This window comes from Microbacterium trichothecenolyticum, assembly GCF_000956465.1.
GTDB classification, from domain to species: domain Bacteria; phylum Actinomycetota; class Actinomycetes; order Actinomycetales; family Microbacteriaceae; genus Microbacterium; species Microbacterium trichothecenolyticum.
In genome coordinates this window covers 119,138-138,722 of the sequence record NZ_JYJA01000036.1, presented here as the reverse complement: position 1 = coordinate 138,722, position 19,585 = coordinate 119,138, and the positions used below count along the sequence as shown (strand labels likewise).

Here is a 19,585-nt window from a genome sequence, read left to right as displayed (position 1 = left end):
TCGCGCCCTCGCGGGTCAGTTCGCCACGGGGTCGGCGGGGCGGGCCGGCAGTCGGACCTCGAAGGTCGTGTCGCCGGGCTTGCTCGCGACACGGATGCTGCCGCCATGGGCATCCACGATGGCCCGGGCGATCGAGAGGCCGAGGCCGGTGCCGCCGGTCTGACGGGCACGAGAGCGGTCGGCGCGCGAGAAGCGTTCGAACAGCTCGTCCTCGAGGGACGGATCGATGCCGGGGCCGTCGTCGTGCACGCGGAGGATCGCGTCCTTGCCGTTGCGGGAGACGCTCACGGTGACCGTCGTGCCGGCCGGCGTATGCGTGCGGGCGTTGGCGAGCAGGTTCGCGGCGACCTGATGCAGCCGCCCGGCGTCACCGGCGATGAGCACCGGCTCGTCGCCCACCTCGAGCACCCACTCGTGGTCGGGTCCGGTCGGGGTGACGTCCCCGACGGCGTCGATCGCGAGCCGCGTCAGGTCGACGGTGCCGTACACGAGCTCCTGGCCCTCGTCGAGCCGCGCGAGCAGCAGCAGGTCCTCGACGAGCGACGTCATGCGCAGCGACTGCGCCTGGATGCGCTCCAGCGACGCCTCGGTCGTCTCGAGGGCCGTGGCCTGGCCGCGGCTGAGTGCGGTGAGCGACAGCTCGGAGTAGCCGCGGATCGACGCCAGAGGCGTGCGCAGCTCGTGGCTGGCGTCGGCGACGAAGCTGCGCATGCGCTCCTCGTTGCGCTGGCGGGCGGTCAGGGACTCGTCCACATGGTCGAGCAGGGTGTTGAGCGCGGCGCCCACGCGGCCGACCTCGGTGCGCGGATCGGCCTGCCGCACCGGCACGCGCTCGGCGATCGACACCTCGCCCTGGTCGAGCTGCAGCGCCGACACGCGTGCCGCGGTGTCGGCGACGGCGCGCAGGGGCGCGAGGCCCCGGCGGATCGTCCACGCGGTCGCGACGGCGAGAAGCAGCAGGCCGCCCGCGGTGAGCAGGCCGATCGTGATCAGCATGCGCGTGAGAGTCTCGGTGATTCCGGCGCGGGACAGGCCGACGATGATGGTGGTGCCGCCGAACGACACGCCTTCGATGCGGTAGGTGCCGAGGTCGTCGATGGTCACAACGAGCTGGCCCCGTTGCCCCTGAACGCTTCCGCTGATCTCGGCGATCTGGTCATCGGTCAGGGCGACCACCTCGCCGTTCTGGTCGACGACGGCAGCGCTGGCGTCTCCCGGCAGTGACTGCACTGCGAGGAAGTATCCCGGCTGCCGGGGCTGCTCCTCCAGGATCTGCTCCGCGGTGAGGCCATTGGCAAGGAGCGGCCTCATGTAATTGACGCTCTGCTGCTCCGCCTTCACTTCGGCGTCGAGCTGCTGTTCCAGCACCTGTCCGAGGATCGCGCTCGTCGCGACGGCCACGAGCACCATGATGAACGACGTGATTCCGACGACCGTGACGATCAGCTTGCGCTGGAGGGTCCACGGCGCTCGCCGGGGGAGCGCGTCTTCGGTGTCCTCCACGGGTGCAGCAGATGCCTCGGCCTGCGCGCGTGCGCCGGTCGAGGCATCCGTCGCCCCCATCGTCGTGGGTTCGGGAGTCCTCTCGTCCGTCACTGCGGCGCCTTGATCATGTAGCCGACGCCGCGCACGGTGTGGATCAGAGGTTCGAGTCCCGCGTCGATCTTCTTGCGGAGGTAGGAGATGTAGAGCTCCACCACGCTGGAGCGACCGCCGAAGTCGTAGTTCCAGACGCGGTCGAGGATCTGCGCCTTCGACACGACGCGGCGCTGGTTGCGCATGAGGTACCGGAGCAGCTCGAACTCGGTCGCCGTGAGCTCGATCTCGGTGCCGGCGCGCTCGACCTCGTGGCTGTCCTCGTTGAGGGTGAGGTCGCCGACGCGGAGGATCGGCTCGGCGCCTGCGGCGTGCGCGGTGCCGGCGCGGCGCATGAGCCCGCGCAGGCGTGCCACGACCTCCTCGAGGCTGAACGGCTTCGTGACGTAGTCGTCGCCGCCGGCGGTGAGCCCGGCGACGCGGTCGCTCACGGCGTCCTTCGCGGTGAGGAAGAGCACCGGAACGTCGTCGCCCGCCTGACGCAGCCGCTGCAGCACGGCCATGCCGTCGAGGTCGGGCATCATGATGTCGAGCACCATCGCGTCGGGCTCGAAGTCGCGGGCCGACTGCAGGGCTTCGAAGCCGGAGCCCGCTGTGCGCACCTCCCATCCCTCCATGCGCAGCGCCATCGACAGCAGGTCGGTGAGCATCTGCTCGTCGTCGACCACGAGCACGCGGAGGTTCGAGCCGTCGGGACGCAGCAGGGCGGGTGCGGGGTTGGTCATGCGTCCATTGTGCGGGCCTTCCTATGCGATTCCTATGGAGCCCGCTATGCGCCGGCTGTGAGTGCAGCGGTCGACGGCGACCCGCGGTGGTTCCGTGCCGGACCCTCGCGGTCGCAGGAACTGCCGGGTCCCTTCAGCCGCCGGTACCGGGCTGATACCGGCATGTGGCACAACGGCGATCGCACACCTACCAGCGCAAGCTCGAAGACAGAGGAGATGACAATGAGGTCGAAGGCTTCGAACGCGGCGTGGCTCCTCGTGCCGGTGCTCGTGACATCGTCGATCAGCGGGCTCGCCGGACCGGCCGCCGCCGACCCCGGATCCGAGGCGACCAGTTCCCCGGATTCATCCATCGCATACTGGGACGCCGTCGGCACGCAGGCGTTCACGGCCGCCGGGCTGTCGCCGGCGGAGGGGCACACGATCTTCGCGTACGTGGCCATCGCGGTCTACGACGCGGTGATGGCCGTGGAAGGCGGCTACGAGGCGTTCGCGGTCGACATGGACGCCCCCGGTGGCGCCTCGGCGGAGGCGGCCGTGGCCGCCGCCGCGCGCGGCATCTTGCTGCACTACCTGCCGGGGCAGGCCGCCTCCATCGTCGAACCGGCCTACACGGCCGCACTCGTGGCGGTTCCCGACGGGCAGGCCGAGACCGACGGGGTGGCGACCGGTGCGGAGGTGGCGAGCGAGCTCATCGCCCAGCGCGCCGACGACGGGTTCCGGGTTGCGGTGACCTACGCCCCGCCGGATCCACCCGTTCCGGGTGTGTGGCTCCCCACCGCGCCGACGCCGCCCATCGGCGCGTACCTCGGCCTGATGAAGCCCTTCGGACTCGAGTCCGCTGACCAGTTCCGCCCTGGCGGACCGCCCGACCTCGACAGTCGGAAATGGGCTCCCGACTACGAGGAGGCGAAGGCGGTCGGATCGAGCACCAGCACCACACGGACGCCCGATCAGACACTCGCCGCCCGGTTCTGGGGAGAGCCGCCGGTCCAGCAGGCCCGCGGCGCGTTCCGCGCCTTCGTCCTCGACCACCAGCTCGGCGTGGTGGACGCCGCACGATTCATGGCGATGGTCTCGGTGACGTACGCGGATGCCCTGATCGCCTGCTTCGACGCCAAGTACCACTACGCGTTCTGGCGTCCGATCACCGCGATCCGCGCAGGCGACACCGACGGGAACCAGCGGACCGTCGGCGATCCGTCGTGGTCACCGCTGCTGCCTGCGACGCCCAATCACCCGGAGTATCCGAGCGCGCATTCGTGCATCACGCCAGCGGGCGGGCAGGTGGTCGCGAAGTTCCTCCGAACGCAGCGGATCGACTTCACCGTCCCCAGCCTGACCGGACTCGGCGATCGCACGTTCGAACGCCCGCGCGATCTGACCGAAGAGGTCGGCAATGCTCGCGTCTGGGGCGGCATTCATTTCCGCTCAGCGGTGGACGACGGCGTCCAGATCAGCAAGCGCGTGTCGTCCTGGGAGCTCGCCCACCACTTCCAGCGTTCGCGCGACTAGCCGTGTGAGACCCCGTCGCGGGACGAGACCCTGGGAGAACCCGGGGTCTCGTCCCGCGACTGTCGTCTCACCGTTCATAAGGGGTGCATAGGTCGCGCTGAGGGTGCGCATCACGCCGCTTCGTAGCGTCACGTCGATGGCCGGCATTCCGCCCGCCAGGAGGAGACCCATGTACGTGACCTATCTGCGGCGGGAGCTGGCCGGCCGCAAGAAGCAGACGATCATCGTGGCCGCCGGCCTCGCGATCGCGATCGCCCTCGTGATGATCGTGAACTCCCTCGCCGCCGGGGTGAGCGCGGCCCAGGCGCAGGCCCTCGAGTCGGTGTACGGGGTCGGCACCGACCTCACCGTGACCGGCGCCCAGGCGGAGCCCGGCGAGGGTGGCGGCGCACGGTTCGACTTCGGCCAGGACGGCGGCTCGACCACCGACGACGGCACCACGGAGCTCAGCCAGTCCCGGCTCGTGACCGAGCCCATGCGTTCGACGCTCGACGCCTCGACCCTCGACACCGTGACCGGCGTCGAGGGCGTGTCCGCAGCATCCGCAGCACTCAGCCTCACCAACATGACGTTCTCGGGGGAGCTGCCGCAGCGGCCCGATGACGCGACGGACTCGGGCACGGGCACGCAGGGCCAGCCGCCGCAGCAGGGCGACGGCGGCGGCGGCTTCGGCGGCGGCTCGTTCGGCGTCGACTCGTTCACCGTGCTCGGCATCGACCCGTCGGCGGACGCGGTCGGTCCGCTCTCGGCGGTCGAGGTCTCGGACGGCCGGGGTCTCGAGTCGTCCGACGAGGGGGAGTACGTCGCCGTGCTCGATGCGGCCTACGCGTCGACGGCCGGCCTGGCCGTGGGCGAGACGATCGATGTCGGCGGCCAGGACTTCGAGATCGTGGGAATCGTCGCTTCGACCTCGGACGAGGCCGACACCGCGTCCGACGTCTACATCCCGCTGGGCGTTGCGCAGGAGCTCGCCGGCGCCGGCGACGTCGTGTCCACCGTGTACGTGCAGGCCGAGTCCTCCGACGCGATCGCGTCGGTGCAGACGGCTCTCCAGGAGGAGCTCCCGGACGCCACGGTGAGCTCGCAGGCGGACCTCGCCTCGACGGTGTCGGGATCGCTCTCGAGCGCCTCGGCCCTCATCACGAACCTGGGCACCTGGCTGTCGCTGATCGTGCTCGCCGTCGCGCTGGTGCTCGCCGTGCTCTTCACGATCTCGGGCGTTTCGCGCCGCACGCGCGAGTTCGGCACGCTCAAGGCCATCGGCTGGTCGAACGGCCGCGTCGTCGGCCAGGTCGCAGGGGAGTCCGTCGTCCAGGGTGCGATCGGCGGTGTGATCGGCCTCGTCATCGGCTTCGCCGGCATCGCCCTGATCAACCTCATCTCGCCGACGATCTCCACGGCCCCCGCGGCGCAGAGCTTCGGCCCTGACGGCGGTCAGACAGGCCCGATGGGCGGTGGCGGCGGTGCGTTCGGCAACGCCATGCAGGCCGCGGGCACCGACATCGTGCTGTCGGCGCCGATCACCCTGTGGGTCGTCGTCGCGGCGGTCGGCATCGCGGTCCTCGGCGGACTGGTCGCCGGCGCGTTCGGCGGCTGGCGCGCGGCCAGGCTCAGCCCCGCCGAAGCCCTGCGATCGGTGGGCTGAGGCATCCCATGTCGGACTCCATCCCCATCCAACCCGAACCCACCTCACCGACGGGAGAGCACGTCATGACCATGATCGACACCGAGCCGGCAGCGGCTGCGGATGCTGCGCCCCAGGCGCTATACCGCCTCGAAGGCGTCACCCGCACCTACACGCAGAAGGGCCGCGTCGTGACGGCGCTCGCGGGCGTCGACCTCACGATCGACGCGGGCGACTTCGTCACGATCCAGGGCCCGACCGGCGGCGGCAAGTCGACCCTGCTGCAGCTGCTCGGCGCGCTCGATCGCCCGACCGCCGGCTCGGTGCACCTGGGCGAGATCGACATCGCGACCGCGAACAACCGCGAGCTCGGCCGCATCCGCGCGCACGAGATCGGCTTCGTGTTCCAGGGGTTCAACCTCATCCCCACACTCACTGCTCACGAGAACGTCGACATGGCGCTGGAGCCGCTGGGGCTGTCGAAGGACGAGCGCAGCGCCCGGGTCACCGAGGCGCTCGCGCACGTCGGCCTCGCCGAGCGCGCCGACCACCGCCCCGGCGAGCTGTCCGGCGGTCAGCAGCAGCGCGTCGCGATCGCACGGGCGATCGTCAAGCGGCCGCGCGTGCTCCTTGCTGACGAGCCGACGGGCAACCTCGACGAGAGCATGCGCGACGAGATCCTCACGGTGCTCCAGGCGCTGGGCGACGAGGGGCTCACCCTCATCGTCGTGACCCACGACTCGGCCGTCGCGCGTCGAGCCCGGCGACGCCTGCGCCTCGACAAGGGCACGGTGCGCGACATCACACGCTGATCAGGACCCGATCGGCGCTCAGCCGGCCGAGCGGACGAAGGCCGCGATGCGATCGAAGAGCGCATCGCGGCCTTCGTCGATCTGCTGCGCGTCGGGGGTCGCGTCGTAGTAGGCGAGGATGCGCCGCGCACCCTCGTCGAAGGTGATCGTGGTGCGGAACTCGGGGACGAGCTGCTGCACCTTCGACACGTCGAAGACCATCGAATGCGCCTTGTCGCCGATGAGCGTGGGCCCGAGTTCGGGCTCGAACGCGGCGATCGTGTCGGAGGCGACATGCACGAGGTCGGGGGACGCCACGCCCGCCGCATCGGCCAGCCACCCGTAGATCTGGTTCCAGCTGGGCGCGTGCGTGCCGGTGATCGTGAACGCCTCGCCGATCGCGGCGGGGTTGCCGAGCAGGCCCGTGAACGCGACCGCGAAGTCGTCGCTGTGCGTGATGGTCCACAGGCTCGTGCCGTCGCCGTGCACGATGACCGGGCGCCCCTCGCGCATACGGGCGATGTCGGTCCAATGGCCGAGGGTCGGCAGCAGCCGCTCGTCGTAGGTGTGGGACGGACGGATGATCGTGACGGGCAGGCCGCGCTCGCGGTGGGCGGCGACCAGCACGTCCTCGCACGCGATCTTGTCGCGCGAGTACTGCCAGTACGGGTTGCGCAGGGGCGTCGACTCGGTCACCGGAAGCCGGCGCGGCGGCTTCTCGTACGCGGAGGCCGAGCTGATGAACACGTACTGCCCGGTGCGCCCCTCGAACAGGTCGAGGTCGGTCGCGATGTGCTCGGGCGAGAACGCCAGGAACTCGGCGACCACGTCGAATCGCCGATCGCCGATCGCGGCGCGGACGGCCGCGGCGTCGCGGATGTCGGCCCCGATGAGTTCGACCTCCGGCGGGAGGGGCCGCCGGGCTCCGCCGCGGTTCAGGACCGCGACGTCGTGCCCGAGGGTGACGGAGCGGCGGACGCACGCCGCGCTGATGGTTCCGGTGCCGCCGATGTAGAGGATGCTCGTCACCCTCGCGAGCCTACGCCGGTCCGACCACGCGCCACGGCCCCGGGGACTCAGCCGGCTGAACACTGGTCGATGTCGGCGCCGACCCCTAGCCTGGCCGTCATGAGCAACGACGACCTCAGCGCCGGCTCCGTCGGCACCGTCATCCGTCCGGGCGATTCCGAATGGGAATCCGCCCGCCGCTTCCACTCCGGCATCGGCTCACCCGCCGCCGTCATCCGCGCCGCCACCGTCGACGACGTGCGCGGCGCGCTCCGCTACGCCACAGCAGAGCGGCTCGACATCATGATCCGCGGCGGCGGTCACAGCGCCTGGGGCGGGGTGCCGGGTGGCCTCACCCTCGACATCTCCGCGCTCGACGACATCGAGGTCGAGGGCACCCGCGTCCGCGTCGGCGGGGGAGCGCAGTGGGGCTCCGTCGCACACGCGCTCGCCGAGCGCGGGCTGGGCATCAGTTCGGGCGACACCGCATCGGTCGGGGTCGGCGGCCTCACCCTCGGAGGCGGCATCGGCTGGATGGTGCGCGCCTGGGGCCTGGCGTCCGACCAGCTCGTGGGCGCGCAGCTGGTCACCGCGCGCGGCGACGTGGTCGAGGCGACGGACTCCTCCCACCCCGAGCTGCTGTGGGCACTCCGCGGCGGTGGGGGCAACTTCGGTGTCGTCACCCGGTTCGACTTCGAGGCGCACCCTCTCGACGGGGTGGTGCACGCGGTCTACGGCATCGAGGGCGATGCCCGCCCGATCATCCGCGTGCTGCGCGACCTGATGGCCGATGCCCCGCGCGGCCTCACCGTCACCTACATGGATGTGCCCGCGATGGACCCGAGCGCACCCGCGGGCGCCTCGATCACCGCGGTGTGGATCGGTACCGACGAAGAGGCGGCGCGTCGCGCGCTCGCGCCCTTGGCGGGGGCGCCCGGAGTGACCGAGCGCGAGTTCGGGGTGCAGGAGTATCCCGACGTGCTGCTCGAGGCCCCCGAGTTCGACCCCGAGCAGCCGATGCCCGGCTTCGTCGGCGGCAACACCCTGGTGCCGGTGCTCGACGACGAGGCGATCGAGAGGCTCGTGTCCTTCCGCGAGCAGCACCCGGCGTCCGTCGCGTTCCTCCGCTCGCTGGGCGGTGCGTACGGCGACGTGGCGCAGGACGACTCGGCGTTCCCCGCCCGCGACGCGACGTGGTTCGCGATGGCCGGCGCCTTCGACGTGCCGGGCATGCTCGACGACGCGACCCGCGCGCAGGTCATCGCGGAGTGGGATGCGATCGAGGCGAAAGGCTCGGGCGTGTACGGCAACTTCACCGTCTCGACCGACGCCGCGTTCGCCGAGCGGATGTACCCGCCGGCGACCATGGCCCGACTCGCCGCGGTCAAGCGCGAATGGGACCCGGGCAACGTGTTCTGCCGCAACCACAACGTCAAGCCCGGCCCGAACGGTCACGCCGGCTGACCGGTTAGTGCGCCCAGCGAACCGTCGCGGGCTGAGACGCCGAGGGCGGATCCCCTGCAGGGGATCCGCCCTCGGACGCGCGCTCGAGGCGTCAGTCAGTGGGTGTCTTCGGCTTCGATCTCGGTGCGGTCGCCCGACCACAGGGTGTGGAAGGTGCCGTCCTTGTCGATGCGCTTGTAGGTGTGGGCGCCGAAGAAGTCGCGCTGACCCTGGATGAGAGCGGCGGGCAGGCGCTCGGCGCGCAGGCCGTCGTAGTACGACAGCGACGACGAGAACGCGGGGGCCGGGATGCCGGCGCCTGCGGCGGCCGATACGATCCGCCGCCACGCGCCCTGCGCGCGGCCGAGCGCCTCGACGAAGTACGGCGCGGTGAGCAGCACGGGCAGCTCGGGCTCGGCGGCGTAGGCGTCGGCGATGCGGTTGAGGAACTGGGCGCGGATGATGCAGCCGGCGCGCCAGATCTTCGACACGGCGCCCAGGTCGATGGTCCAGTCGTATTCGGCGGCGCCGGCGCGGATCTCGTCGAAGCCCTGCGAGTAGGCCACGATCTTCGACGCGTACAGGGCGAGGCGCACGTCCTCGATGAACGCGTCGGCGTCGTCGACCTTCAGGCCCTCCTCGGGGCCGGGCAGGTCGCGGGAGACCTCGCGCTGCTCCGGGTGGGAGGAGAGCGAGCGGGCGAAGGTGGCCTCGGCGATGCCCGAGACGGGGACGCCCAGCGACAGCGCGGTCTGCACGGTCCAGGCGCCGGTGCCCTTCGCGCCGGCCTGGTCGAGGATGACGTCCACCAGCGGCTGGCCGGTGGCGGCGTCTGTCTGGCGGAGCACCTCGGCGGTGATCTCGATGAGGTAGGACTCGAGCTCGCCCTGGTTCCACTCGGCGAAGACGTCCGCGATCTCGGCGGGGCTCTTGCCGGTGCCGCGGCGGATCAGGTCGTACGCCTCGGCGATGAGCTGCATGTCGGCGTACTCGATGCCGTTGTGGACCATCTTCACGAAATGGCCGGCGCCGTCGTGGCCGACGTGCGTGACGCACGGCTCGCCCTCGGCGACCGCGGCGATGGACTTCAGGATCGGGCCGAGGGTGACCCACGACTCGTCCGAGCCGCCGGGCATGATCGACGGACCGTTGAGCGCGCCCTCCTCGCCGCCGGAGATGCCGGCGCCGACGAAGTTGATGCCGGTCTCGCGGACCGCCTTCTCGCGGCGGATGGTGTCGGTGAACAGGGCGTTGCCGCCGTCGACGATGATGTCGCCGGGCTCGAACACCTCGACCAGAGAGTCGATGACCGCGTCGGTGGGGCGGCCGGCCTTGACCATGATGATCGCGGCGCGCGGCTTCTGCAGCGACGCGGCGAACTCCTCGTACGAGAAGGCGGGGACGAACTCGGCCTCGGGGTGCGCCGCGGTCAGCTCGTCGGTCTTCGACCGGCTGCGGTTGTAGACCGCGACCGTGTTGCCCTCGCGGCTGGCGAGGTTGCGGGCGAGGTTCGACCCCATCACCGCAAGACCCACCACACCGATGTTCGCTGCATTCTCGGACACTCTCGAGCTCCTGTCTTCGTTGCTATTCAGCCTAAAGTCTGACCTGTTCGTGTTACACGACATGGCCGGCTGCTCACGCCGCGAGGCGGCCGGTTGTGAGCGTGGGGGTTCGGGGCGGGGCGGCTCGCGGCTGACGTGACGAGCCTAGCCCGGGAGCGTCGTCGGTCTCCGCCGGAGCGTCATGAACCTTCGAGCCGCAGCGCCGACGCGACGAGCGCTGCCTGGTCCTCGGGCGGCAACGCGATGTCGACGTCCATCGCCTGCTCGTCGGGCCCAGGCGCCTCGAGCGTCGCGAACTGGGAGTCCAGCAGCGCCGGCGGCATGAAGTGCCCCTGTCGCCGCATCATGCGGTCGCGCACGACCGCCACGTCTCCGGTGAAGTTCACGAACGTGACGTTGTCACGGCGCAGGATGTCGCGATAGCTGCGCTTGAGCGCCGAGCAGGTGACGATCCCGGGCTCGCCCGCCGCGCGGCGCTCGTCGATCCACGCTGCGACGAGCTCGAGCCACGGGATCCGGTCCGCGTCCGTCAGCGCGTGACCGCGCCGCATCTTCTCGACGTTCGCGGCCGGATGCAGGTCGTCGCCCTCCTGGAACGCCCACCCCAGCCTGCCGGACAGCATGGCGCCCACGGTCGACTTGCCGGTGCCCGACGGGCCCATCAGGACGAGGATCGGCGGGGTCGACAGCATCCGGGTTCTCCCTTCGGCGCTCATACGAACACGCTGACGGCGAGGACGCCGACAAGTCCGACGACCGAGATGAGGCACTCGAGAACCGTCCAGCTCTTGAGCGTCTGCGTGATGCTGAGACCGAAGTACTCCTTGATGAGCCAGAAGCCTGCGTCGTTGACGTGCGAGAGGAAGACCGATCCCGAGCCGATCGCGAGCACCAGCAGTGCCGACATCGCCGGGTCGAGGCCCACGGTGAGCGGCTGGAGGATGCCGGCCGCGGTGATCGTGGCGACTGTGGCGGATCCGGTGGCGACGCGGATGACGGCTGCCACGAGCCACGCGAGGAAGAGGATCGAGAGACCCGACTCGGCGATGAGGTTCGCGATGACGTCGCCGATGCCGGTGTCGACGAGCACCTGCTTGAAACCGCCGCCGGCGCCGACGATGAGCAGGATGCCGGCGATCGGGCCGAGCGACGAGCCCACCGACTTCGCGATCTCGGCGCGGCCGAATCCGGCTCCGCCGCCGAGCACGAAGAAGCCGACGATGACGGCGATGAGGAGCGCGACGGCGGGCGTGCCGAGGAAGTCGATGACGGCCTTGGCGGGGGCGGTCGAGCCCGGCGCGACGATGTCCGCGATCGCGCGGGCGAGCATGAGCACGACGGGAAGGAGGATGCTGGCGAGCGTGGCGGCGAACGAGGGGCGCCGCGTCTGCTGCTCGCCCTCGTCCTCCGCGGTGACGAACAGATCGGGCACGGGGACGCGTACCCACCGCGCGGCGAGGCCCGAGAACAAGGGGCCTGCCACGATCACCGCGGGGATGGCGATCAGCACGCCGAGGGCGAGGGTGAGGCCGAGGTTGGCGCCGAGGATGTCGATGGCGGCGAGCGGGCCGGGATGCGGCGGCACGAGGCCGTGCATCGCGGACAGGCCCGCGAGCGCCGGGATCGCGATCTTCATCAGCGGCAGGCCCGAACGACGCGCGACCAGGATGATGACCGGCACGAGAAGGACGAGGCCGACCTCGAAGAACATCGGCAGGCCGATGATGGCACCGATGAAGCCCATGATCCAGGGGAGGCTGCGGGGCGTGGCGCGGGCGACGAGGGTGTCGACGATGCGGTCGGCGCCGCCGGAGTCGGCCAGGAGCTTGCCGTAGATGGCGCCCAGGGCGATCAGGATGCCGACGCCGCCCATCGTCGCGCCGAAGCCCGTCGTGAAGCTGGCGATCGTCTTGCCTGGTTCGAATCCGGCGATGATTCCCGTGGCGATGGCGCCCATCATCAGGGCGAGGAAGGGGTGCACCTTCAGCCACGTGATCAGCACAACGATGATCGCGATGCCGATCACGGCGGCGGTGAGCAGCTGCCACGGCGGGCCGACGGGCGTCACTTCGGCCGCGGCGGCGGTGAGGGAGAGAAGTCCGGAGAGATCCATGAGCGTCCTTGATCGAAACGGGGTCGGTCTTTGACCCGGGCTGCTGTTTAGTCTGACGTGATCGTCCGTGGCTGTCAATATGTACGACATAAAAAGTGCACGACGCTCGAATGTCGGACGAAACGAGCGTGGTGCGGCACAATCGGACCATGGCCGACACACCTCACGGCAGTCCCGTTCACGACGCCCTCGTCGAGCGGCTCGGCGCCGCGATCGTGCACGGCGAGCATCCCGCCGGATCGCGCCTGCTGACCACTGAGCTGGCGGAGTCCTCGGGCGCCTCCCGATCGGCGGCGCGCGAGGCGGTCAGGGTCCTCGAATCCCTCGGTCTCGTCCAGGTGCGTCGCAAGGCGGGCATCGAGGTGCTGCCGGTGGAGCAGTGGAACGTCTACGCCCCCGAGATCATCTCGTGGCGTCTCGACGGGCCCGGGCGCGCGCGTCAGCTGCGCGAACTGGGCGAACTCCGCGGCGCGGTCGAACCAGTCGCGGCGCGGCTTGCGGCCGCCAACGCGACCGATGCGCAGCGCCAGGAACTCGTGGCGGCGGCGCTGGCCATGGCGCGTCATGACCAGCAGGCCGCGGAGGCCGAGTACCTCGACGCCGACGTGCAGTTCCACCGCACGCTGCTCAGCGCATCCGGAAACCCGATGCTCGGGGTGCTCGGGGGAGTGGTGCAGGCGGTTCTCGAAGGCCGAACGCGTCACGCGCTGATGCCGCACGAGGCGAACCCCGATGCGGTGCGCTGGCATCGCGACGTCGCGTTCGCGGTCGCGAGCGGCGAGGCGGATGCGGCATTCGAGGCGATGTCGCGGATCGTCAGCGAATCCGATGCCGCGATGGACGAAGCCGTCGCGGGCGAGCTCGCCGGAGTGCCCGAGGAGCGCGAGCGCTCAGGACCCGGGCGGCGAGGTCAGTCCTTGCGGTAGCCCTGGCGGCCGAGGCTCCAGAACGCGAGCACCGTGCCGAGAGCGCCCACGGCGGCCATGGCGCCGATGAGCCAGAGAAGAGCGTGGCTTGCGAAGCCGTAGTCCATGGGGTCCTCCGTGTGAGCGGGAAGCAGGTGCGTTCCTCATCGTAGCGGGGGCGCTGGTAGACTCATGTCCGAACTTCGGCGAGGGATGCCTCGCGCCTGTCGATCGCGGCGGGCTGCGGCATCCGTGATCGACGCGGTGATGCCGGCCCCCGGGCTTTCCTCACGCGCGTGCGTTCGAGTCGAAGACATCCCCAATACCCGGGCCCGCCACCGCGCAGGCCGATTCGGAACGGCCACGTGCCGACTCAGAACAGGGCACCGCGCCCGCCAAGGAGAATCCCATGTCGAACGAGCCCGACACCAAGGTCCACGCCGAGTTCCGCGAGAGCTTCGGCAAGGGCTTCGCCCGCCGCCTCCGCGCCGCCGGCAAGATCCCTGCCGTCATCTACGGTCACGGCAGCGACCCCGTTCACGTCGCTCTTCCGGGCCACCAGGTCTCGCTGCTCATCCGCCGCGCGAACGCGGTGCTCGAGCTCGACCTCGACGGCAAGTCGCAGCTCACGCTGGTCAAGGACGTCCAGAAGGACCCCGTGCACCAGATCATCGAGCACATCGACCTCCTCGTCGTGAAGAAGGGCGAGAAGGTCGAGATCGAGGTGCCGATCGTGGTCGTGGGCGAGTCCGCCCCCGGCACCATCGCGAACCTCGACAACACGACCGTCACCGTGCAGGCCGAGGCGACGCACATCCCCGAGCACATCGAGGTCGACGTCGAAGGCCTCGAGGACGGCACGCACATCACCGCGGCCGACCTGAAGCTGCCGAAGGGCTCGGTCCTCATCGCCGACGCCGAGCTGCTCATCGTCGCCATCTCGGTCCCCGCGGCTGCGCTCGCGGCCGAGGAGGAGATCGCCGAGGCCGACGCCGAGCTCGCCGCCGAGCAGTCGGAGGCGTCGGAGGGGGCCGCGGAGGCCGCCGCCGAGTAATCGGACGCCGAGCGATCGGATCGTTTCCGGCGAGGGGGTGCGGCGGGTGCCGCACCCCCTCGCTGCTTTTGCCGAGGGGTCCGCGCCGACGACGCGGCGCGGGCTCGGGCAGGATGGATGACATGGCAGACACGTGGCTGATCGTGGGGCTCGGCAACCCCGGCCCCCGCTACGAGCTCACGCGGCACAACGTGGGGCAGCTGGTCGTCGACGAGCTCGCCGGCCGGCGCAGCGAATCGTTCAAAGCTCACAAGGCGAACGCCCGCGTCGTCGAGACGTGGCTGCGCCCCGGCGGACCCAAGCTCATCCTCGCCAAGCCCAACACCTTCATGAACGTCTCGGGTGGACCCGTGGCGGGGCTCGCGAAGTTCTACGGCATCGACGCCGACCACGTCGTGGTCGTGCACGACGAGCTCGACATCCCGTTCGACACGATCAAGCTGAAGGTCGGCGGCGGCCACGGCGGTCACAACGGCGTGCGCGACGTGGCGAAGGCCCTCGACACACCGGAGTTCCCGCGCGTGCGCGTCGGCATCGGCCGGCCTCCCGGACGCCAGGACGCCGCCGACTGGGTACTGGACCCGTTCGGCGCCACCGAGCGGAAGAACCTTCCGATCCTGGTCGGCGACGCCGCCGACGCGGTCGAGCAGCTGGTGGCCGAGGGCCTGCTCGCCACCCAGCAGAAGCACCACGCCCCCCGCGTCTGACCCCGCGCGGCGCGCACCGCCGCCCGAGGAGCCTCAGGTCTTTCCCTCCTCAGTTGAGGGCGAGTGCCGAGATGAGGGCCGACCCAGGGGTTTCGCTCCGCATTTCGGCTCGCGTCCTCAAATGAGGAGCAGGACGCGAGCGGATGCTGTCGCTCCGGGTATCGAGCCGCGTCAGCCGCCGATGCCGGTCCCGGCGGCGAGGCCCGCGGTGAGGAAGCCCTGCACGACGGCGCCGAAGGCGATCGGGCCGAGGGCGGCGATGACGACCGCCGCGATGCCGGCGCCGCGGCCGCGTCCCTTCACGACCGCGATGATCCCCTGTACGAGAGCCCACACACCGATCGCGGTGCCGACCCAGAACGAGACCTCGCCCATCAGCACCCAGTCGCGCACGGGCGTCAGGACCGACCAGTCGAAGTCGCCGGTGAACGGCCGTGACGAGATCTCGCGGCCGGCGCCGAGCCCGATGTTGAAGCTTGCGATCGCGGCCAGCAGGCTCGCGCCGATCGTGGCGACGAGTGCGAGCGCGAGCGCGACGATCCCGAGTGCGCCGCTGCGCTTGACGGGAGCGGGAGCACCGTACGCGATGACGGATGCTGCGGCCGGCGGCACCGGATAGCCCGCGGGGGGCGCGTATCCGGGAGGCGGTGCGTACGCGCCCGCCGGGGGAGTCGCCCATCCCTGCGGGGTCGCCGCCGCGGCACCCGGATACCCCGGGGCGGGGGCTTCGCCGGTCGGCGTCCCGAACGGCGCGGCCGACGGCGGCGCCCACTCCGCGGGCTGAGCAGGCGGGTTCTGGGGTGTGTCGGGCTGGCTCACAGCCTCATCCTAGGAGCGGGCCCGGTCCACGGCGGATCCCCGTGTCCGTGGCGGGTCGTAGACTCGTCCGGTGACAGTTCCCGGGATCGTGCGCGCCCTCGAACAGGCTGAGCCTTTCCGGGACGCGCTGGCCGCGGCATCCGTCGATGCCGACTTCTCGCTCGTCGAAGGACTCGACGCTCCCCTCCTCGCGGCTCTGCTCGAGCGTCGCCGTGCCGCGGGCAAGCCGCCGATCGTGCTGCTCGTCGCACCGACGGGGCGACGAGCCGAGTCGCTCGGTCCCGCGCTGGGCGCGCTGCTGCCCGGTGCCGAGGTGGTGCATTTCCCCGCGTGGGAGACACTGCCGCATGAGCGCCTCAGCCCGAGTGCCGAGACGGTCGGTGCGCGCCTCGACATCCTCACGCGCATCGCGCGCTGGGATGCCGCGACGCCGCTGGTCATCACGGCGTCGGTGCGCGGCGCGATCCAGCCCCTTGCCGCGGGCCTGACCTCGGTGGATCCGATCGAACTCGTCGTGGGGGGCCGTGGCCACGACCTCGGCGACGTGTCGACGCGCCTCGTCGAGCTCGCCTATCACCGCGTCGATATGGTGTCGCGGCGTGGCGAGTTCGCCGTGCGCGGCGGCATCCTCGACGTCTTCCCGCCGACCGCGCCGCATCCGTACCGCGTCGAGTTCTTCGGCGACGAGGTCGACGAGATGAGGGCGTTCTCGGTTGCGGACCAGCGGTCGCTCCCCGGCGAGGTGCGCGAGGTCACCCTCCTGCCCAGTCGCGAGCTGCTGCTGACAGAGGCCGTCCGCGGCCGCGCCCGTCAGCTCAAGGACGAGTTCCCCGGCCTCAAGGGCATGCTCGAGAAGATGTCGGAGGGCATCCCCGTCGAGGGCATGGAGTCGCTGCTGCCTGCCGTCGTCGACCGCCTCGTGACCCTCGTCGACTATCTGCCCGAGGGCTCCGCGGTCGCCCTGGTCGACCCCGAGCGCGCGGTGACGCGTGCGATCACCCTCGGCGAGACCAACCGCGAGTTCCTCGATGCGGCGTGGAGCGCCGCGACCGCCGGTGCGAGCACCCCGATCGACCTGGGTGCCGGGGACTTCCTGACCCTGCCCGAGCTCCGCGAGGCGGCCCGCGATCGCAGCGGCGTCTGGTGGACGCTCAGCGCGTTCGACTCCGGACACGCGGATGCCGCCGCGGAAGGTCTCATCGACGACGACATCGACGTCGCGCTCGAGGCCGCCGCCGCCATTCGGGTTGCCGGTGCGGCCGTGCCCTCGTTCCAGGGCAACGTCGAAGGCGCCACCGACCACGTGGGCGCACTGCTCGCGGACGGCTGGCGGGTCGTCGTGGCAGCATCCGGAGCCGGACTCGTGGAGCGCGCCCGCGATGTGCTCGCCGAGCGCGGCATCGCGGCGCGCAAGGTCGACGAGGTGATGCACGCGCCCGAGCCCGGCGTCGCGCATGTGGTGCTCAGCGCACTGGAGCGCGGGTTCGAGTCCGCCGACGCGAAGCTCGCCGTGCTCACCGAGTCCGAGTTCTACGGGCGCACGATCGGCGGCGACTCGCGCGTCGTGAAGAAGCTCGCATCGCGGCGCAAGGCCGTCGTCGATCCGCTGCAGCTGAAGGCCGGCGACTACGTCGTGCACGCGACGCACGGCATCGGCAAGTTCGTCGAGCTCACCCAGCGCGAGGTGTCCAGCGGCGGCCGCAACGCGGTGAAGAGCGTGCGCGAGTACCTCGTGCTCGAGTACGCGCCCTCCAAACGCGGATACCCCGGCGACAAGCTCTTCGTGCCGACCGACCAGCTCGATCTGCTGTCGCGCTACGTCGGCGGCGAAGCGCCGAGCCTCTCCAAGATGGGCGGCAGCGACTGGGCCCAGGCCAAGAGCAAGGCGCGCCGCGCAGTACGCGACATCGCGGTCGAGCTCGTCAAGCTCTACTCGGCGCGCATGGCCTCGAAGGGGCACGCCTTCGGACCTGACACGCCCTGGCAGCGCGAGCTCGAAGAGGCGTTCCCGTTCGCGGAGACGCCCGACCAGCTGCAGACGATCGACGAGATCAAGGCCGACATGGAGAAGCCGATCCCGATGGACCGGCTCCTGTCTGGCGACGTCGGCTTCGGCAAGACCGAGGTCGCCGTGCGCGCCGCGTTCAAGGCGATCCAGGACGGCAAGCAGGTCGCGATGCTCGTGCCGACGACACTGCTCGTCAAGCAGCACCTCGAGACTTTCACCGAGCGCTTCGCCGGCTTCCCCGTCAAGGTCAAGGCGCTCTCGCGGTTCCAGACCGACAAGCAGGCGCGCGAAGTGCTCGCCGGGCTCACCGACGGCACCGTCGACATGGTCATCGGCACGCACCGCATCCTCACGGAGAAGGTGATCTTCAAGGACCTCGGCCTCATGATCATCGACGAGGAGCAGCGGTTCGGCGTCGAGCACAAGGATCAGCTGAAGAAGCTCAAGACCAACGTCGACATCCTCGCCATGAGCGCGACGCCGATCCCGCGCACCCTCGAGATGGCGGTCACCGGCATCCGCGAGATGTCGACCCTGCAGACGCCACCAGAGGATCGGCATCCGATCCTGTCGTACGTCGGCCCCCGCAACGACAAGCAGATCGCCGCCGCCATCCGCCGCGAGCTGCTGCGCGAAGGCCAGGTGTTCTACGTGCACAATCGCGTGCAGTCGATCCAGCGGGTCGCCGCCGAGCTCGCCGAGCTCGTGCCCGAGGCGCGCATCGCGGTGGCTCACGGCCAGATGGGGGAGCACGCGCTCGAGGAGGTCGTCGACGCGTTCTGGGAGCGTCGCTCCGACGTCCTGGTCTGCACGACGATCGTCGAGACCGGTCTCGACATCTCGAACGCGAACACGATCATCATCGATCGCGCCGACAAGTACGGCCTCAGCCAGCTGCACCAGCTGCGCGGCCGGGTGGGCCGCGCGCGCGAGCGCGCGTACGCGTACTTCCTGTACGACGACATGAAGCCGCTGTCGGAGACGGCGGCCGACCGCCTCGAGACGATCGCCGTCAACAACGACCTCGGGTCCGGCATGCAGGTGGCGCTGAAGGACCTCGAGATCCGGGGCGCCGGAAACCTTCTCGGTGCCGAGCAGGCCGGCCACATCGCCGGGGTCGGCTTCGACCTGTACCTGCGTATGATCGGCGAGGCCGTTGCGACGTTCCGCGGCGAGGAGACCGAGGGCCCGACCGAGCTCCGGCTCGAGCTGCCGGTGCAGGCGCGCATCCCCGAGTCGTACATCGACAGCGAGCGGCTGCGTCTCGAGGCCTATCAGAAGCTCTCGGCCGCGGCATCCGTCACCGCGGCGCCCGAGGCGATCGGCCTCGTCATCGAGGAGCTCACCGACCGTTACGGCGAGCCGCCGTCGGAGGTCGAGGGGCTGCTCGCGGTCGCGCGCCTGCGGCGCAGGGCGGGGCAGGCCGGGCTGGCGGATGTCGTCGCGATGGGCCCGAACCTGCGCATCGCACCCGCGAACCTTCCCGACTCGATGCGCGTGCGCCTGCAGCGCCTGCACCCCAAGGCGAAGGTCGTCGCCGGGGGAGAGGCGATGGTCGTGCCGCTGCCGTCGGCGGGCGGCGAACCGCTGGGCGACGACGAGCTCATCGCGTGGGTGGCGCAGCTGATCGAGCAGCTGTGGCCCGAGAAGAAGACCGAGGCGGATGCCGCTGCCGCCGCCGCAGGCTGAGCCGGGCTCTCCTCGAGATCAGG

At 70.8% G+C, this 19,585-nt stretch carries 16 protein-coding genes; 8 read left to right on the top strand and 8 right to left on the bottom strand.

All coding sequences use genetic code 11. The features are described 5' to 3' along the window. Positions 1–15 precede the first annotated feature (15 nt). Positions 16–1,410 carry a sensor histidine kinase gene (locus RS82_RS12290; protein WP_245619606.1) on the bottom strand — a complete coding sequence of 465 codons (1,395 nt, stop codon included), beginning with the start codon at positions 1,408–1,410 and terminating at the stop codon, positions 16–18. A 182-nt stretch (positions 1,411–1,592) separates the two neighbouring features. Then, entirely contained in the window at positions 1,593–2,321 is a 729-nt protein-coding gene (locus RS82_RS12285; RefSeq protein WP_045299819.1) for a response regulator transcription factor, read from the bottom strand. A 222-nt stretch (positions 2,322–2,543) separates the two neighbouring features. On the opposite strand from RS82_RS12285, the gene RS82_RS12280 reads away from it, so the two are divergent. The 3 genes from RS82_RS12280 to RS82_RS12270 all read left to right on the top strand — a co-directional run bounded on the left by RS82_RS12280 (position 2,544) and on the right by RS82_RS12270 (position 6,272). Beyond that, positions 2,544–3,836, top strand: coding sequence for a vanadium-dependent haloperoxidase (locus RS82_RS12280; RefSeq protein ID WP_045299817.1), 1,293 nt, complete (start codon positions 2,544–2,546; stop codon positions 3,834–3,836). 169 nt (positions 3,837–4,005) lie between these two features. Continuing rightward, positions 4,006–5,481, top strand: coding sequence for an ABC transporter permease (locus tag RS82_RS12275; protein ID WP_045299815.1), 1,476 nt, complete (start codon positions 4,006–4,008; stop codon positions 5,479–5,481). A gap of 65 nt (positions 5,482–5,546) precedes the next feature. Beyond that, positions 5,547–6,272, top strand: coding sequence for an ABC transporter ATP-binding protein (locus tag RS82_RS12270; RefSeq protein ID WP_045299813.1), 726 nt, complete (start codon positions 5,547–5,549; stop codon positions 6,270–6,272). 18 nt (positions 6,273–6,290) lie between these two features. Here the strand turns inward: RS82_RS12270 and RS82_RS12265 are convergent, their stop codons facing one another. Continuing rightward, the gene (locus tag RS82_RS12265; RefSeq protein WP_045299811.1) at positions 6,291–7,280 is read right to left on the bottom strand and encodes an SDR family oxidoreductase; all 990 of its coding nucleotides are present in this window, start codon (positions 7,278–7,280) and stop codon (positions 6,291–6,293) included. A 99-nt stretch (positions 7,281–7,379) separates the two neighbouring features. Here RS82_RS12265 and RS82_RS12260 point away from each other — a divergent pair, with 99 nt between their 5' ends. Next, positions 7,380–8,723 (top strand): FAD-binding oxidoreductase, encoded by a 1,344-nt coding sequence (locus RS82_RS12260; protein WP_045299809.1) that lies wholly within the window; start codon positions 7,380–7,382, stop codon positions 8,721–8,723. Between the two features lie 95 nt (positions 8,724–8,818). Here RS82_RS12260 and gndA read toward each other — a convergent pair whose 3' ends face one another. From gndA to RS82_RS12245, 3 genes are all read right to left on the bottom strand, one after another. Next, positions 8,819–10,267, bottom strand: a complete 1,449-nt coding sequence (gene gndA / locus RS82_RS12255) for an NADP-dependent phosphogluconate dehydrogenase (protein ID WP_157005553.1) — start codon at positions 10,265–10,267, stop codon at positions 8,819–8,821. A 179-nt stretch (positions 10,268–10,446) separates the two neighbouring features. Continuing rightward, entirely contained in the window at positions 10,447–10,983 is a 537-nt protein-coding gene (locus RS82_RS12250; protein ID WP_245619599.1) for a gluconokinase, read from the bottom strand. Beyond that, positions 10,980–12,380, bottom strand: coding sequence for a GntP family permease (locus RS82_RS12245; protein WP_084695620.1), 1,401 nt, complete (start codon positions 12,378–12,380; stop codon positions 10,980–10,982). The genes RS82_RS12250 and RS82_RS12245 overlap by 4 nt, the downstream gene beginning before the upstream one ends. Before the next feature lie 149 nt (positions 12,381–12,529). On the opposite strand from RS82_RS12245, the gene RS82_RS12240 reads away from it, so the two are divergent. Next, positions 12,530–13,306: a FadR/GntR family transcriptional regulator gene (locus tag RS82_RS12240; protein WP_045299805.1), complete on the top strand. Its 777-nt coding sequence runs from the start codon at positions 12,530–12,532 to the stop codon at positions 13,304–13,306. On the opposite strand, the gene RS82_RS21950 is transcribed toward RS82_RS12240, so the two are convergent. Continuing rightward, on the bottom strand, positions 13,291–13,413 hold the full coding sequence (locus RS82_RS21950; RefSeq protein ID WP_262927523.1) for a hypothetical protein: 123 nt from the start codon (positions 13,411–13,413) through the stop codon (positions 13,291–13,293). The two genes, RS82_RS12240 and RS82_RS21950, sit on opposite strands and share 16 nt — an antisense overlap. A 281-nt stretch (positions 13,414–13,694) precedes the next feature. Between RS82_RS21950 and RS82_RS12235 the strand changes: the two genes are divergently transcribed. Next, positions 13,695–14,339 carry a 50S ribosomal protein L25/general stress protein Ctc gene (locus tag RS82_RS12235; protein WP_045299803.1) on the top strand — a complete coding sequence of 215 codons (645 nt, stop codon included), beginning with the start codon at positions 13,695–13,697 and terminating at the stop codon, positions 14,337–14,339. A 122-nt stretch (positions 14,340–14,461) separates the two neighbouring features. Beyond that, positions 14,462–15,046 (top strand): aminoacyl-tRNA hydrolase, encoded by a 585-nt coding sequence (gene pth, locus RS82_RS12230; protein WP_045299801.1) that lies wholly within the window; start codon positions 14,462–14,464, stop codon positions 15,044–15,046. Positions 15,047–15,217: 171 nt separating this feature from the next. Here the strand turns inward: pth and RS82_RS12225 are convergent, their stop codons facing one another. After that, positions 15,218–15,865: a hypothetical protein gene (locus RS82_RS12225; protein ID WP_045299799.1), complete on the bottom strand. Its 648-nt coding sequence runs from the start codon at positions 15,863–15,865 to the stop codon at positions 15,218–15,220. A gap of 70 nt (positions 15,866–15,935) precedes the next feature. Between RS82_RS12225 and mfd the strand changes: the two genes are divergently transcribed. Then, a complete protein-coding gene (gene mfd, locus RS82_RS12220) occupies positions 15,936–19,562 on the top strand; it encodes a transcription-repair coupling factor (RefSeq protein WP_169748699.1) in 3,627 nt (1,208 codons plus the stop codon). Positions 19,563–19,585: the final 23 nt, after the last annotated feature.